General features: G+C 72.1%; 12 protein-coding genes. 5 read left to right on the plus strand and 7 right to left on the minus strand.

Annotated features, from left to right (window positions below; all coding sequences use genetic code 11):
- Positions 1 to 15: 15 nt before the first annotated feature.
- Both OG370_RS38975 and OG370_RS38980 read right to left on the minus strand, forming a co-directional pair.
- Positions 16 to 981, minus strand: a complete 966-nt coding sequence (locus tag OG370_RS38975; protein ID WP_328472852.1) for a sugar kinase — start codon at positions 979 to 981, stop codon at positions 16 to 18.
- Entirely contained in the window at positions 978 to 1,604 is a 627-nt protein-coding gene (locus tag OG370_RS38980) for a bifunctional 4-hydroxy-2-oxoglutarate aldolase/2-dehydro-3-deoxy-phosphogluconate aldolase (protein ID WP_328472854.1), read from the minus strand. The genes OG370_RS38975 and OG370_RS38980 overlap by 4 nt, the downstream gene beginning before the upstream one ends.
- A 259-nt stretch (positions 1,605 to 1,863) precedes the next feature.
- On the opposite strand from OG370_RS38980, the gene OG370_RS38985 reads away from it, so the two are divergent.
- Genes OG370_RS38985 through OG370_RS38995 form a run of 3 tightly spaced genes read left to right on the plus strand, consistent with a single transcriptional unit; the run spans position 1,864 to position 5,284 of the window.
- Positions 1,864 to 3,579 carry an IlvD/Edd family dehydratase gene (locus tag OG370_RS38985; protein WP_328472855.1) on the plus strand — a complete coding sequence of 572 codons (1,716 nt, stop codon included), beginning with the start codon at positions 1,864 to 1,866 and terminating at the stop codon, positions 3,577 to 3,579.
- Positions 3,579 to 4,532 carry a dihydrodipicolinate synthase family protein gene (locus tag OG370_RS38990; RefSeq protein WP_328472857.1) on the plus strand — a complete coding sequence of 318 codons (954 nt, stop codon included), beginning with the start codon at positions 3,579 to 3,581 and terminating at the stop codon, positions 4,530 to 4,532. The genes OG370_RS38985 and OG370_RS38990 overlap by 1 nt, the downstream gene beginning before the upstream one ends.
- Positions 4,529 to 5,284, plus strand: coding sequence for an SDR family NAD(P)-dependent oxidoreductase (locus OG370_RS38995; RefSeq protein ID WP_328472859.1), 756 nt, complete (start codon positions 4,529 to 4,531; stop codon positions 5,282 to 5,284). The genes OG370_RS38990 and OG370_RS38995 overlap by 4 nt, the downstream gene beginning before the upstream one ends.
- Positions 5,285 to 5,360: 76 nt before the next feature.
- On the opposite strand, the gene OG370_RS39000 is transcribed toward OG370_RS38995, so the two are convergent.
- The 5 genes from OG370_RS39000 to OG370_RS39020 all read right to left on the minus strand — a co-directional run bounded on the left by OG370_RS39000 (position 5,361) and on the right by OG370_RS39020 (position 11,256).
- Positions 5,361 to 6,911, minus strand: a complete 1,551-nt coding sequence (locus tag OG370_RS39000) for a sugar ABC transporter ATP-binding protein (RefSeq protein WP_328472861.1) — start codon at positions 6,909 to 6,911, stop codon at positions 5,361 to 5,363.
- On the minus strand, positions 6,908 to 7,909 hold the full coding sequence (locus tag OG370_RS39005; RefSeq protein ID WP_328472863.1) for an ABC transporter permease: 1,002 nt from the start codon (positions 7,907 to 7,909) through the stop codon (positions 6,908 to 6,910). The genes OG370_RS39000 and OG370_RS39005 overlap by 4 nt, the downstream gene beginning before the upstream one ends.
- Positions 7,906 to 9,000 (minus strand): ABC transporter permease, encoded by a 1,095-nt coding sequence (locus OG370_RS39010; protein WP_328472865.1) that lies wholly within the window; start codon positions 8,998 to 9,000, stop codon positions 7,906 to 7,908. Before OG370_RS39010 ends, OG370_RS39005 begins: the two co-directional genes overlap by 4 nt.
- Positions 9,001 to 9,002: 2 nt before the next feature.
- Positions 9,003 to 10,091, minus strand: coding sequence for a mandelate racemase/muconate lactonizing enzyme family protein (locus OG370_RS39015; protein WP_328472867.1), 1,089 nt, complete (start codon positions 10,089 to 10,091; stop codon positions 9,003 to 9,005).
- Between the two features lie 109 nt (positions 10,092 to 10,200).
- Positions 10,201 to 11,256, minus strand: a complete 1,056-nt coding sequence (locus OG370_RS39020) for a sugar ABC transporter substrate-binding protein (protein ID WP_328472869.1) — start codon at positions 11,254 to 11,256, stop codon at positions 10,201 to 10,203.
- 191 nt (positions 11,257 to 11,447) lie between these two features.
- Between OG370_RS39020 and OG370_RS39025 the strand changes: the two genes are divergently transcribed.
- Together OG370_RS39025 and OG370_RS39030 are read left to right on the plus strand one after the other, a co-directional pair.
- Positions 11,448 to 12,290 carry a FadR/GntR family transcriptional regulator gene (locus OG370_RS39025; protein ID WP_328472871.1) on the plus strand — a complete coding sequence of 281 codons (843 nt, stop codon included), beginning with the start codon at positions 11,448 to 11,450 and terminating at the stop codon, positions 12,288 to 12,290.
- Positions 12,291 to 12,535: 245 nt separating this feature from the next.
- Positions 12,536 to 15,304: a glycosyl hydrolase family 95 catalytic domain-containing protein gene (locus OG370_RS39030; protein WP_328472873.1), complete on the plus strand. Its 2,769-nt coding sequence runs from the start codon at positions 12,536 to 12,538 to the stop codon at positions 15,302 to 15,304.
- The last annotated feature ends 47 nt before the right edge of the window (positions 15,305 to 15,351 follow it).

Below are 15,351 nucleotides of genomic sequence, written 5' to 3' on the forward strand. Positions count from 1 at the left end.
CCGCGCTCGACCGGCCTAGCGCAGCGTCGTCCCGGCGGGCTGGTCGAGGAGCGCGAGGTCCGCGCGCGTGGGCAGGCCCTCCCAGTCGCCGCGGCCGGCGACGGCGAAGGCGCCGGTGGACGCGGCCCGTTGGAGCCTGGCTGCCATGTCCAGCCCGTCGAGCAGGGCCGAGAGGTAACCGGCGACGAAGGCGTCGCCGGCGCCGATCACGTCGTTGACCCGGACCGGGTGGGCGGCGACGCTGACGGTGCCGTGGGCGTCGGTCGCGCTCGCGCCGTCGCCGCCACGGGTGACCACCACCTCGCGCCGTCCGCGGGCGACCAGCGCGGCGACCGCGTCGCTCTCGTCCAGCGCGGGATCGTCGCTGATCAGGTGCAGTTCGTCGGCGGACGCGACGAGCAGGTCGGCGGTGCGGGCCAGCGGCAGCAGGAGCCTCCTGGCCTGCTCCGGATTCCACAGCCCGGCACGGTAGTTGACGTCCAGGCAGACCAGGGCGCCCAGTTCCCGTGCGCGCGTCGCCGCCGCTGCCACGGCTTCGGCGGCAGACGGGCCGAGGGCCGGGGTGATTCCGGTCAGGTGCAGGACGCGCAGCCCGGGGCGCAGAGCGGGCAGCACCTCCTCGGGCCGGATGGCCGATCCGGCCGACCCCGCACGGTAGTAGGCGACTTTGGCGAGGTCCCCGATGCCGTCCTCGCGGACCAGGAGGCCGGTGGCGCGTCCGTCGGTGTCGACGCGCGCGTGGGTGACGTCGACCTCTTCGGCGCGCAGGGTGCGCAGCACCAGCGTGCCGAACGCGTCGTCCCCGACGCGTCCCACCCATCCGGCCCGGTGGCCGAGCCGGGCGAGGCCGATCGCGACGTTGGACTCCGCGCCGGCGACGGACAGTTCCATCGCCGGGCCGAGCCTGATCGGGCCGGTGGCGCGCAGCGCGGCCATGGTCTCCCCGATGGTGACGACCTCAGGGCCGCCGGCGGCGGTCATGCCGTGACCTCCTCGGCCAGCGCGGTACGCCAGTGCGCGACGCGCCGGCGCAGCGCTGCCAGGTCCCCGCCGTGGGCCGCGTCGCCGACCAGTGGGGTGCCGGCGCCGACGGCCACGGCACCGGCGGCGAGGAAGGCGCGCGCGGCGCGGGCGTCGACACCGCCGACGGGCACGAACGGGATCGCCGGAAAGGGATCGCGCAGCGCCCTGAGATACGAGGGGCCGCCGAGCGAGGCGGGGAAGAGCTTGACCGCGAGCGCTCCGCACTCGTGCGCGGCGACGACCTCGCTGGGCGTCAGGGCACCGATCAGCGTGGGCAGTTCCAGTGGCATGGCCTCGCGCAGGTCGTTGCCGAGCCCGGGGGTGACGAGGAAGCCCGCCCCCGCGTCGGCGGCCTTCGCGGCGTCGGCCGCGGTCAGGACGGTGCCGGCGCCGAGGTGGGCGCCGGGGCCGAGTTCGCGGCGGGCCTGCCGGATCACCCACAGCGCGTCGGTGGTGGTGAGCGAGACCTCGGCGCAGGTGATGCCCTCCTCGGCGAGGGTGACCACCGTGCGCAGCGCGGCCTGGCGATCGCTTCCGCGCACGATGGCGAGGGTTCGGTGCGGCAGTTCGGTCGGTTTCATGGCGGCCCCTTGTGCGGCGGTGTGGTCCTCGACGGCTCTGCCGGCTCGTCGATTGCTTGACAGCATAGCTGCCAAGTGCCATCGTCCTGTCGTATTCGCTATGACGGACTCCATGGCCGTGCCTTCGCTGCCGGGAGCGGTCGGATCGAGCGACCACTCCGTTCAGGAGAGTGGACCCCCGAGAACCGGAAGGTGTGGCGGCGATGCGTGACCGGATCACCACGAAACGCGCGGGCAGGTCTCTTGTGGGGAGCCGGACATGAGCCCCCTGCGGAGTTCGGCCTGGTGGGACGAGCCCGGCAAGGCCGGCTTCATCGCCCGCCACCACATGCGCCAACTCGGGCTCACCCGCGACCAGTTGCGCGGGAAGCCCGTGGTGGGCATCTGCAACAGCTGGTCCGAACTGTCCCCGTGCAACGCGCACCTGCGGGTGCTGGCCGAATCCGTGCGCCGCGGGATCACCGCCGCGGGCGGCCTGGCCCTGGAGTTCCCGACGATGTCCATCGGCGAGCCCCTGATGCGGCCCACGTCGATGATGTTCCGCAACCTGATGAGCATGGACGTCGAGGAGACCATCCGCGCCAACCCCCTGGACGCGGTGGTGCTCCTCGGCGGCTGCGACAAGACGCTGCCCGCGCAGCTCATGGGAGCGGTGAGCGTCGACCTGCCCGCCATCGCGCTGTCCGGCGGCCCGATGCTGACCGGACGCTTCCGGGGCCGGACGGTCGGCTCCGGCACCGACATCTGGCGGATGAGCGAGGAGTTGCGCGCCGGCCGCATCACGCAGTCCGACTTCGACGAGTTCGAAGGCTGCCTCGCCCGCTCGGCCGGCCACTGCATGACGATGGGCACCGCCTCCACCATGGGCTGCGTCACCGAAGCGCTCGGGCTCTCGCTGCCCGGCGCCGCCGCCCTGCCCGCCGCCGACGCCCGCCGCGCCCAACTCGCCGAGGAGTCCGGCGCCCGCGCGGTCGAACTCGCCCGCGAGGGCCTGCGCCCGTCGGACATCCTCACCGAGAGGGCCTTCACCAACGCCGTCGTCGTCAACGCCGCCATCGGCGGCTCGACCAACGCGGTGCTGCACCTGCTCGCGATCGCGGGCCGGGCGGGCGTGCCCCTCACCCTCGACGACATCGACACCCTGGGCCGCCGGGTGCCGCTGCTCGCCGACCTGATGCCCAGCGGCCGCTTCCTCATGGAGGACTTCGCCTACGCCGGCGGCCTTCCCGCGCTCATGGCCGAACTCGGCGATCTGCTGGACCACGACGCGCCGACCGTCAACGGGCAGACCCTCGGCGCGAACATCCAGGGCCATCAGGTCTGGAACCGCGAGGTGATCCGCCCGGTCGACGATCCGGTCCAGCCCGTCGGCAGCGGCACCGTGGTGCTGCGCGGGAACCTGGCACCGGACGGCGCGGTGCTCAAGCAGTCCGCGGCCTCGCCGCATCTGCTCCGCCACCGCGGCCCCGCCCTGGTCTTCGACGACATCGAGGAGTACCTGCGCGCCGCCGACGACCCCGACCTGCCGGTGGACGCCGGCACGGTCCTCGTCGTCCGCAACCTCGGCCCCCGCGGCTACCCGGGCATGCCCGAACTCGGCAACCTGCCCATGCCCGCCAAGCTGCTGGCCGAGGGCGTCACCGACATGGTCCGCATCTCCGACGCGCGGATGAGCGGCACCGCCTACGGCACCGTCATCCTGCACGTGGCACCGGAGTCCTCCGTCGGAGGGCCGCTCGCCCTGGTACGCACCGGCGACACGATCGAACTCGACGTCGCCGCCCGCAGCCTGCGCGTGGACGTCACCGACACCGAACTCGCCGAACGCCGCGCGGAGTGGACCGCCCCGCAGCGCACGGACACCCGCGGCTGGACGCGGCTGTACGTCGACCGCGTCCTGCAGGCCGACCGCGGCGTCGACCTCGACTTCCTGGTCGGCGGGTCCGGCGACCAGCCCGGAAAGGTGCCCTTCTGATGAGTGCGGACCCGACCACCGGCGCCGACCTGCTGCGCGGGGTGATGCCCGTCCTCGAAGTGCCCTTCACCGCGGGCGGCGACCTCGACCTCGACAGCTTCGAGCGCCTGGTGCGCCACGTCCTGGACACCGGCGTCACGGCCGTCATGTTCCCCGGCTTCGCCAGCGAGTTCCACAAACTGAGCGACGCCGAACGGGACCTGCTCACCGCCCGCCTGCTCGACCTCACCACGGCCCGCCCCGACGTGGCGGCCGTGGTGTCGATCCCCGACCACGCCACCCGCCTCGCGGTCGAGCGCGCCACCGCCGCCGTCGACGCCGGCGCCGACGCGATCAACCTCCTGCCGCCGCACTTCCTCGCCCCTCCGGCCGACGAGGTGCGCCGGCACGTGACGGCGATCCTGACCGCTGTCGCCCCCACACCCGTGGTCCTGCAGTACGCCCCGGCGCAGACCGGGTCGTCCTTCACCGCGGACGCCCTGCGCGCCCTGGCCGCGGACCACCCGAACCTGGTGGCCGTCAAGATCGAGACACCGCTGCCGGGCCGGCTCGCGGAGGACCTCGCGGCCGGCACCCCGGGCTTGCGCTCCTTCACCGGCTACGCCGGACTCCAACTGGCCGACGGGCTGCGGCGGGGCGTCGACGGCGTGCAGCCGGGATGCTCCTTCACGGAGATCTACCAGGAGATCTGGCGGCTATGGCATTCCGGCGACGAGGCCCGGGCCCTGCGCCTCCACGCCCGCCTGGTGCCCTACCTTGCGTACTGGATGCAGGAGGTCGAGTTGATCATCATGGTGGAGAAGGTCGTCTCGGCCCGCCGCGGACTCATCGACGACCCCCATTGCCGCCATCCGGCGCGCAGCCTGGACCCGCAGGAGATCGGCGGTGTCGACCGGTTCCTGGCCGAGTTCGACGCGCTCCTGCGGCCCCGGCGGAACAGGAGCGGATCATGACGGATCTCACCGGCCACCGCGTACTCATCACGGGTGCCGCACGGGGGATCGGCGCGGCCGTCGCGGCCGCGGTCGTCGACGCCGGCGGCCGCGCCGGCCTGCTGGACATCGACGCGGACGGCGTCCGCGCGACCGCCCGCCGTCTCGGCGCGTCGGCCGCGTCGGCCACCTGCGACATCACCGACGAAGATCAGGTCGCCGCGGCGGTGGAGGCACTGAGCGCGGAACTCGGCCCCTTCACCGGGCTGGTCAACAACGCCGGGCGCAACTCCTACGCCGACCCGGTCGCGATGACGACCAGCCAGTGGGACGAGGTGTTCGGCGTCGACCTCAAGGGGGCCTGGCTCACCGCCCGCGCCGTGCTGCCCCCCATGCTCGACGCCCGACGCGGCTCGATCGTCAACATCGCCTCCATGCACGCCAGCCTCACCTGCCCGGGGATGTTCCCGTACGCCGCGGCCAAGTCCGGCCTGGTCGGCCTCACCCGCAGCCTCGCCCTGGAGGTCGGCCCGCGCGGGGTCCGGGTCAACGCGGTCAGCCCCGGCTACATCGAGACCGACCTGCTCGCGGAGTACTTCGCGCAGAGCGCGCCGGACGTGCGCCAGGCCGCGCTGGACAAGCACATCCTCGGCCGGCTCGGCACACCCGCGGACGTCGCCGCCGTGGTGGTCTTCCTGCTCTCCGACGTGGCAGGCTTCGTCACCGGCGCCGACTGGTCGGTCGACGGCGGCGTGTCCACCCGGTTCGCCTGACCTCCCCCAGCGCGCCACCGGCCGGCGGCCACGCAGTGCCGCCGGCCGGTGGCGCCCGGCCGTGGGGCGCCCCTCCTCAGCCGCCGGCCCGGCGGTCCGGACCGGCGCCCGCCGGTTGCCGGTGCAGCAGGCGGCCCACGGCCTTGCTGACGTCGGCGTAGTGGTGGTCGTTCTCGATCTCACCGGCCACCGTGTACTCCCGCATCACCTTGATGCGGTCGGCGAGCGTCACCATCTCGGGCAGGTCGGACGAGATCAGCAGGATCGCCAGGCCGCCCGAGGCGAGTTCGACGATGAGCTCGTGGAACGCGGCCTTGGTGCGCACGTCGATGCCGACGGTGGGCTCGTCGATGATGAGGATGTCGCAGTCGGCGGCGAGCCACTTGGCCAGGCTGAGTTTCTGCTGGTTGCCCCCGGACAGCTGGCCGGCGAGCTGGCCCGGCCCGGACACCCGCATGCCCAGCCGCTCCTGGTACGTCGCCAGGACCCGGCGCTCGTCGCGTTCGCGCACCATGCCGGCCCTGGCGAGCCGGTTCCAGACGGTCACGGCGACGTTCCGGGTGACCGGCTGCTGGAGGAAGACGCCCTCCTCCTTGCGGTTCTCGGTGACGTAGCCGATGCGGTGCCGGTGGAGTGCCTGCCGGACACCGCCGATCCGCACCTCGCGGCCGTGCACGCGCACGGTGCCGTCGGTGATCGCGTCCAAGCCCAGGACCGCGCGGGCCAGTTCGCTGCGGCCGGCACCCACCAGCCCGTACAGGCCGAGGATCTCGCCGGGGCGGACGGCCAGGGAGACATCCCGGTGCCCGGCGACCGTGCTGACGTGGTCGAGTTCCAACGACGGTGCCGCGTCGGCGGGGACGGGCACGCGGTCGAGCCGGACCTCCGCGTGGGCCCGGCCCACCATCAGGTCGACGATCTGGGCGACGGAGTGGTCGGCGAGCGGTTCGGCTTCGGCGATGGTGCGGCCGTCGCGCAGCACCGTGACGGTGTCGGCGACGGCGAACACCTCCTCCAGCTTGTGGCTGACCAGCACCACGGCACGCCCTTCGTCGCGCAGCCGACGGACCACGGTGTACAGCCGGTCGGCCTCCTGCGAGGTGAGCGACGCGGTGGGTTCGTCCAGCAGCAGGACGCGGCTGTCGGTCGCCAGCGCCTTGGCGATCTCGACGAGTTGCATCTGGGCGACGGACAGCGAGGAGACGGGGCGGTCGACGTCGAGGTCGACGTCGAGTCGTGCCAGGCAGTCGCGGGCGAGCGTCCGCATGGCCGACCGGTCGACCAGCCCGCGGCGTCCGGGCAGCGCCTGCAGGGCGATGTTCTCCGCGACGCCGAAGGCGGGAACGAGGTTGCGCTCCTGGTGGACGACCCCGATCCCGGCCTGCTGGGCGTCGTGCGGCCCGGAGAACCGCACCTCTCGCGCTCCGGTTCCCGCTGCGTCCTGGAGGAGCAGCCGGCCGTGGTCCGGTCGGACCACTCCGGTGAGGACCTTGATCAGGGTGCTCTTCCCCGCCCCGTTCTCGCCCAGCAGCGCGTGCACGGAGCCGGGTTCGAGGCGCAGCGTCGCGTGGTCGAGGGCCCGCACTCCGGGGAAGGTCTTGACCAGGCGTTCGGCGGTGAAGATCATCGGGCGCCTCCCGGCTTGCCGCGGCGCAACTGGGTGAGCAGGACGGCCCCGAGCACGACGGCTCCCACGATGAGATCCACCCAGTCCGGATCGACGGAGTACTGGGCCTGCGCGACATCGACGAGGCGGATCACCAGCGCGGCCAGGCAGGTCCCCAGGACGCTCACCACGCCGCCCGCCAGGGCGACGCCGCCGATGATCGGCGCCGCGAAGCTGGGCAGCAGCAGGTCGTCGCCGATGGTCGCGTTCACCGATCCGGACAGGGCGACCACGATCACCCCGGCCACCCCGGCCAGCAGGCCGGACAGGAGGTGCGCGACCACCACCGACCGGTCGTTGGACACTCCCGACAGCCGCGCGGCGAGCGGATTGCCCCCGCTGGCCAGCAGTTTGCGGCCGAGCATCGCGTTCCGGAAGAAGAGGCCGACGAGGACGGCGACGAGCACGGCGGCCAGGAACACGGTGGGAACGCCGAGGAGCGAACGCTGGCCGAGAGAGACCAGGCCGGGGGAGTACCCCTGGTAGGTCGCCGTGCCGTGGATGCCGTAGCGGAGGCCGTCGATGATCGTCATGGTCGCCAGCGTGACGATGAACCCGTTGATCCGGGTGAGGACCACCAGCAATCCGTTGACCAGGCCGATCGCGGCGCCGGTGAGGATGCCGCCCAGGACGGCGAGCCACGCGGGCAGTCCGGCGGCCGCCATCAGCCAGGCGCACACCATGGCGCACAGGCCGGTGAGGACTCCGCTGCTGAGGTTCATCTGGCCCACGCTGAGCACTGCCATCTGGGACAGTCCGATGACCATCGGCACCGCCAGGAACTGGAAGACGGCGGTGAGGGTGTCGCCTGAGACGACGGCGCCGTGCGTGGTCGCGGCGAGCAGGGCGTATCCGGCCACGGCGAGGCAGGCCAGAGTGAACTCGGTGCTGCGGACGGTCTGTTGCCAGCGCCCGCGGGGATGCGGGTCGGCGCCCACGGTGGAGTGCGGGGTGGTCATGCGCTGCCTCCTCTGCGCTGGGCGATGACGTGCCGGACCCGGTCGAGTGACAGAGCGGCGAGCAGCACGAGACCGATGAGGATCTTGGACTTCTCGATCTGGAACTGCATGAGGTTCAGACCGGTCTGGATGACCTCGGTGAGGGCGGCCCCGAGGACGGTGCCGATGACGCTCACCGCGCCGCCGGCCAGCAGGGTGCCGCCGAGGACGGGGCCCAGGAAGGAGGGGAGCAGGAACTGGCCACCGATGTCCGCGGAGAACGCCCCGTTGGTGATGGCCAGCAGGAAGCCGGCGAGCGCCGCGAGCAGCCCGGACACGGCGTGCGCCTGGACGACCCTGCGGGCGGTGGGGATGCCCGACAGTTCGGCCGCTCGCGCGTTGGAGCCGGTCATCAGGATCTCCCGGCCCAGCCGGGAGTACCGGAAGAGTACGCCGACGGCGACGACGGCCAGGAGGGCGAGCGGGGCGATCAGCGGGACCGGCGGCCCGCAGACGTTGCCGGCGCAGTAGTCGCTGAACGTGTCGTTGCGCAGGCTGTCCATTCCGGCGGGGTGGACGTGGAACGCGACCCCGTCACCGACACTGCTGTACAGCAGGGAGACGAGCCCGATCAGCCCGAAGTCCAGGGCGAGCGTCACCACGAAGGAGTTGACGCCGGTGGCGTGGATCGTCCAGCCCGCGGCGGCGCCCACGGCCGTCCCGACGGCCATGCCGACGAGCAGGCCCACCGGCAGCGGCAACGACAGCTTGTCGTAGCACCAGCCCATGGCGAACGCCGAGATGGCGGCGATCCGGCCGATCGCCAGGTTCATGTGCCCGAGGGACAGGACGGACAGCTGGGCCAGGCCGACGACCACGAACACGCTCAGGTCGGCCTGCATGGGCACCAGCGTGAGATCGGTGTTGAGGAACTCCGGTCGCAGCGCGGTGAAGACCCCGACCAGGGCGGCGATCACGACCAGGAGGCCGAGCCGGGGATTGGCCCAGTACGGCAGCGCCCGGGTGACCGGGGGCAGCGGGTCAGGTCCGGGGCCGTCCAGGTCGGACGCGGCGGCGGGCGAGGCGGCGGGGGGCGGTGAGGAGCGGCTCATCGTCAGGCCTTTCGCAGGGCGTCGATGGCATCCCGGTCCCAGTCGATGCCCAGGCCGGGCGTCCGGGGAACGAGGGCGGCGCCGTCCTCGACGGCCAGCGGGCTGCTGGTGATCGCCGTCAGTTGCGGGATGTACTCCAGGTAGTGGCCGTTGGGGACCGCCGCCGCCAGGCTGACGTGCAACTCCATGAGGAAGTGCGGGCAGATGGCGACGTTGTGCGCCTCGGCGAGGTGCGCCACCTTCAGCCACGGGGTGATGCCCCCGATGCGGGCGACGTCGGCCTGGACCACCCCGGCCGCCCCCCTGCGCAGATACTGGGCGAACTGGCCTATGGAGTACAGGGATTCGCCGACCGCCACCGGAATGGTGGTGGAGCGGGCCAGGTGGGCGTGGCCGTCGAGGTCGTCGGCGGGCAGCGGTTCCTCCAGCCACAGCAGGTTCACCGGTGTCAGGAGGGCCGCGCGGCGCACCGCTTCGGCGGCGGTCATCGACTGGTTGGCGTCGACCATCAGGTCGAGGTCCGGGCCGACCGCGGACCGGACCGCCGTGAGCCGTTCCGCGTCCTCGACCGCGGACGGCTTGCCGATCTTGACCTTGATGCCGCGGCGGCCCTGCGCCACGGCCTTGCGCGCGCCGGCGACGAGTTCCTCCGTGGTCAGGTGGAGCCATCCGACCTCGGTGTCGTAGAGCGGCACGCGGTCGCGGGCACCGCCGGCCATGATCCACAGCGGCAGGCCGGTCTGCCGGCCCCGCAGGTCCCACAGCGCGGTGTCGACCGCGGCCAGGGCCAGCGAGGTGATCGCGCCCACCGCGGTGGCCCGGGTCGCCGCGAACAGGTCCTGCCAGATCGCGTCGATCCGGCGGGCGTCCTGCCCGTGCAGCCGGGGCAGCAGGTAGTCGCGGAGCAGCGCCAGGACCGCGGTGCCGCCGGTACCGATGGTGTACGAGTACCCGGTGCCGGCGGCGCCGTCTGCCGTGGAGATCTCCACGAAGATGGTCTCCTGCTTCAGGAACGACTGGACGGCGTCGTTGCGCTCGGCCTCGACGGGCAGGTCGACGAGGTAGGCCACGGCGCGGGTGATGCTGGACAAGGGCTCTCCTCGGCGCGGTCGGCCGGAGGTGCACCGGCCGCGCCTGCTCGGGGTGTTCGGGGCGTTCGGGGTCGTCTTCGCGGTCTTCGGGTGTTCGGGGCCTTCGGGTCTACGGGCAGGACAGGTAGGTGCGGTCGAAGTCCTTCTTCAGCTGCGCCGTCTTCGTGGTACGGGCGGCGTCGTAGCTGCCGACGTTGGCCGTCGTGACGACGAAGGACCCGGAGTCGATCACCACGCCGGGCGTGCGCATGGTGCAGCCGCCGGCGAGCTTCATCAGGGCGTAGGAGCCGACATAGGCCTGGCCGACCGGGTTCTGCACCACGGACGCGGTGACCGAGCCGTCCTTGATGTCGGCCAGGATCGTGGGGTCGTCGTCGATCGCGACGACCTTGATCGGCAGACCCGCCTTCTTCACGGCCGCCGCCGAAGCCACCGCGGGGTTGTAGGCGGTGTTGACGATGCCGTTGATCGCCGAACCCTTGGCCGCCAGCAGGTCGGCGACGGCTTTCTGGGCGGTCTGCAGGTCGGTGTCGATGTCGGTGACGGTCTGCAGCAGCGTCACCTTCCCGCCGGTCTCGGCGACGGCCTTGGCCACGCCTGCCTCCCGGCGGGAGGTGTTGGAATCCGTCTTGTTCCCGGTGAGGTGGACGAGCCGGCCATGGCCTCCCATGGAGGTGATGGCCGCTTTGGTGGCCTTGTAGGCGGCCTGCTCGACGTCGGTGGACAGGCAGAAGTCCGCCGCGTCGGTGCTGCCGGCCGGGCACGAGCCGAGGGACGCCACGTGGAAGCCCTGCCGTTTGAGGTCCCCGAACGTCGAGTTGATGTTGTCGGGCGACACGCCGAACACCCCGAACGCGTTGTACCCGTGGGCGGCAAGCGACTTGAGCACCGAGTTCTGCGTGGTCTGGTCCCAGGCGGACGTCTCGTTGAAGGTGACCTGGCCGAGCGAGAAGTCCTTCCTGGCCTGCTGGATGGTGCTCTTCCAGGGCTGGAAGTAAGGGTGCGGGCCGCCTGGGACCAGGGCGACGTTGACCTTGCCCGGCGACAGGCCGTGCCCGGCGCCGTCGCCGTTGTCCGCCTTCTTCGCACATCCGGTCAGGGCGACCGCGAGGGCGATCAGGCCGGCCGACGCGCTGAGGCATCGGCGAGTGAGGGGGGAGCGCATGACGTACCTCTCTGTAAGCCCGGAGGACGCGCGACGTACCGCGGACTCCTTGCTGCGGTGCGTGGGATCGCCGGCCCGTTGGCGGTGGGGGCGACCGAGAATGGCGCACAACATAATTCGTCATACGAATGCAGTCAAGGGAATGCGTCGACTATGCTCCTCGGTCAGAACCCAGCGCGAGAACGGACGCCATGAGCCCTGTTCCACCCCCCTCGGCCGGCGGTGCGGACGGCCCCGCACCCGCACCCGGCCCCGCATCCGGCGGTACGGAAGGCCCCGCGGACGAGCACGGCACCGTCCTGCGGCCATGGCCTCGCCGTCCCAAGCGGCTTGCCACCGCGGTCGTCGAGGACCTCATCGACCGCATCGTCGGCGGAGACCTGCCCGAGGGCGGCCCGCTGCCCATCGAGCCGGTGCTGTGCGAGCTGTTCGGCGTCAGCCGTACGGTGATCCGCGAGGCGGTGAAGTCACTGGAGGCGATGCGCCTGGTGACGGCGCAGCAAGGACAGGGCACCCGGATTCGCCGGTCCGACGAGTGGGATCTGCTCAATCCGGTGGTGCTCGCCGCCAGCGTCCGCCACGACGCGGAACTGGCGATCCTGGAGGACATGGTCGCGACGCGCCGCGCCCTGGAGGCCCAGATGGCCTCGCGGGCGGCCGCCCGCTCGGCACCCGAGGACCTGCAACGCATCACCGCGGCCTTCGAGTTGCTGGTGGCCGAGGAGAACGATCCGGCCCGCTACCTGCGCGCGGACCTCGAGTTCCACGACGCGGTCATGGTGGCGTCGGGCAACCGCCTCGGCCGGGCGGTGGTGCGCACGATCAACGCCGAGGCGTACCGGAGCCTGCGCTACATCGGGGACACCTCGGTCAAGGACTGCCAGGACTCCACCGCCGAACACCGGCTCATCCACGATCGGGTGCGGGCCGGGGACTCCGAGGGCGCCGCGCGGGCGATGGACGACCACATCCAGCGGTCCTGGCTGCACCGGCGGCCGCCTCGGCCGGAGCGGCCGGAGCGGCCGGAGCGCTGACCTCGCGTCCTGAGTGACCGTCAGCCGGCCCGGCCCGTCGGGTGGACGTCGGTGGTGTGCCCGCGTTGCCGCGCGGCCGCCGCGCTTTCGCCGCATCTTCGCCGCACGTCGAGGGCCGCGCGCCGGCCGCCGCGGTGAATCGGCGCGGTACGACCTCTTGCGCCGGCGGCCCGGCGAGGACATCCTCTGCATCGTATTTCGTCATACGAATGCTCATCAGGACGTCCACCGGAAGGACTTGCCCCATGGCTGACATGTCCCGACGCAGCGCGCTGAAGGCCGGAGCGGCGGGAGCGGCACTCCTGTGGGGTGGCCGGCTGTTCACCGCCGCCCCCGCGACCGCCGCCACCCCGGCAACCGCCTCGCCCGTCACCCCCGATGCCGCGAGCCTCCTGCGGTACACGGCGCCGGCCACCGAAAGCGCGATACTCCAGCAGGGCCTCGCCGTCGGCAACGGCCGCATCGGTGCCCTGACCACCTGCGGGCCGGCGAGCGAGGCGCTCTACCTCAACGACGGGTCGTTCTGGAACGGCACCGCCAACGCCACGCTGCAGTCCGACGGCCAGTTCCCCTACGACAACACCGCGTTCGGCCACACCGGACTCATGGGCAAGGTGTACGTCGCGGTTCCGGCGCACCAGTCCGCCACCGGCTACACCCGCCAACTCGACATGGCCAACGGCATCGTCTCCGCGAGCTACACCGTCGACGGTGTCACGTACCACCGCGAGATCGTCGCCAGCGCGCCGGGCGAGGTCATCGCGGTCCGGCTGACCCAGTCCGGCGGAGGCACGTACACCGGAACGATCACGCTCGCCGGCCTGAACGCGGAGCAGCCGACGGCCGATTCCGCGACGAACACCGCCGGTTTCGCCGCCGCGTCGGACAACGGACTGAAGTACGCCGTGGCGGCCTCGGCCACCGCTTCCGGGGGAACCGTCGGCGTCAGCGGCAGCACCGTCACCTTCACCGGGTGCAGCGACGTGCTGGTGGTCGTCACCGCGGGGACCGACTACTCGCCGACGGCGGCCGGGTACCAGGACACCTCGATCAACCCGGCGGCCGTCGCGGCGAGTCGCCTTGCCGCGGCCAAGAGCGCGGGAGCCGACCAGGTGCTCGCGGCGCACCTCGCCGACTACCAACCGCTGTACGGCGCCCAGAAGATCGACCTCGGCGCGTCCACGTCGGCGCAGCGGGGCATGGCCACCCCCGACCGGCTGGCCGCCCGCAGCGCCTCGGGTGCCGCGCCGGACCCCGAACTGGAAGCGTCCTACGTGCAGTTCGGCCGCTACCTGATGATCAGCGGATCGCGCCACGACCTGCCGATCAACCTGCAGGGCCTGTGGTTCGACGGCCCCAACCCGCCGTGGCAGGGCGACTACCACACCGACATCAACGTCCAGATGAACTACTGGCTCCCCGACCGGTGCGCCCTGCCCGCCTCGTTCGAGCCGTTCGCGGACTACTGCGTGTCGCAGCTTCCGGTGTGGACCGCCACGACGACGGCCGACTTCAACGACACGCGCAACCGCTACCGCAACACCAGCGGGAAGATCGCCGGTTGGGCGGTCGGCATCTCCACCAACATCAACGGCGGTTCGGGGTGGAACTGGCATCCGGCGGGCAACGCCTGGCTGTGCACCACCCTGTTCGACCACTACCAGTACACCCAGGACGCCGCCTATCTGGCGAAGATCTACCCCCTGCTGAAGGGGGCTTGCGAGTTCTGGCAGGCGCGGCTGGTCACGATGGACGTCGGCGGGAGCCAGGTGCTCGTCGACGACTACGACTGGTCGCCGGAGCACGGCCCGGACGGCACGGTTCGCGGTATCACGTACGCGCAGGAACTCGTCTGGCAGCTCTTCGAGGACTTCGGCGCGGCGGCCGCGGTCCTGCACCGCGACGCGTCCTTCGCCGGTGCGGTGGCCGACCTCCAGAGCAGGCTGTACCTCCCGGTGGTCAGCCCGACCACCGGCGACCTGGAGGAGTGGATGGACCCGGCCGACCTGGCCGACGATCCCCAGCACCGGCACCTGTCCCCCCTCATCGGGCTCTTCCCCGGCGACCGGATCGCGGTCGACTCCAGTCCGGCGGCCCTGCTCGCCGGCGCCAGGAGCCTGCTGACGCGTCGCGGCGACGGGTACTACGGCTGGGCCGAAGCCTGGCGGTCGGTCTGCTGGGCCCGGTTGAAGGACGCCGACAAGGCGTACCAGTACTTCGCCAGCGTGATGAAGCTCAGCGTGAACAACAGCAACGGCACGGCGATCAACTTCTTCGACGTCTACACCGGGCTCTTCCAGATCGACGCCAACCTCGGCACGCCGGCGGCAGCGGTCGAGATGCTCGTGTACTCACGGCCCGGGGTGGTGGAGGTGCTTCCGGCCCTGCCCTCGGCCTGGGCCACGGGCTCCATCACCGGCGTGCGGGCCAGGGGCGGGTTGACCGTCGACCTCACCTGGTCCGGCGGGCAGGCCACGTCGGTCACGCTGCACGGCGCGGCGGGCGCCACGACGAGTCTGCGATTCGGTACCTGGACCCAGCACGTCACCCTCCCGGCGAGCGGTTCGCTCACGCTCACCCCGGCGCGGCCCGCGACCGTCAGACTGGTCAACCGCCTGACGGGTATGGATCTTGAGGTGCCCGGCGGCTCCCGGCAGCAGGGGGTCCTGCTCGACCAGGGGCCGGACGCGGCCGGGTCCTCGAACCAGCAGTGGCGGATCGTGGACCGGGGCGCGGGGAAGGTCGCCCTGCGGAACGTCAACTCCGGGCTGCTGGCCAACGTCGGCGGCGGTTCGACGGCCGACGGCGCGACCCTCATCCAGTGGCCGTCGGGCAACAGCACCAACGAGGAGTGGACCATCGACCCGGTCGGCGGCGGCTTCGTGGCCCTCACCTCGGTGCGCAGCGGCAAGGTCATCGGCGTGGCGGACGCCGCCACCTCCCAAGGCGCGACGCTGACGCAGCAGACGAACACCGGTGGCTACCACCAGAACTGGACGCTCATCGCGGTGTAGACGGCACCCGGGGTGCGGCGCGGTTTGGCGGGAGTTTGGTGAGGTTC

This window comes from Streptomyces sp. NBC_00448 (assembly GCF_036014115.1).
In the GTDB taxonomy this organism is placed as follows: domain Bacteria; phylum Actinomycetota; class Actinomycetes; order Streptomycetales; family Streptomycetaceae; genus Actinacidiphila.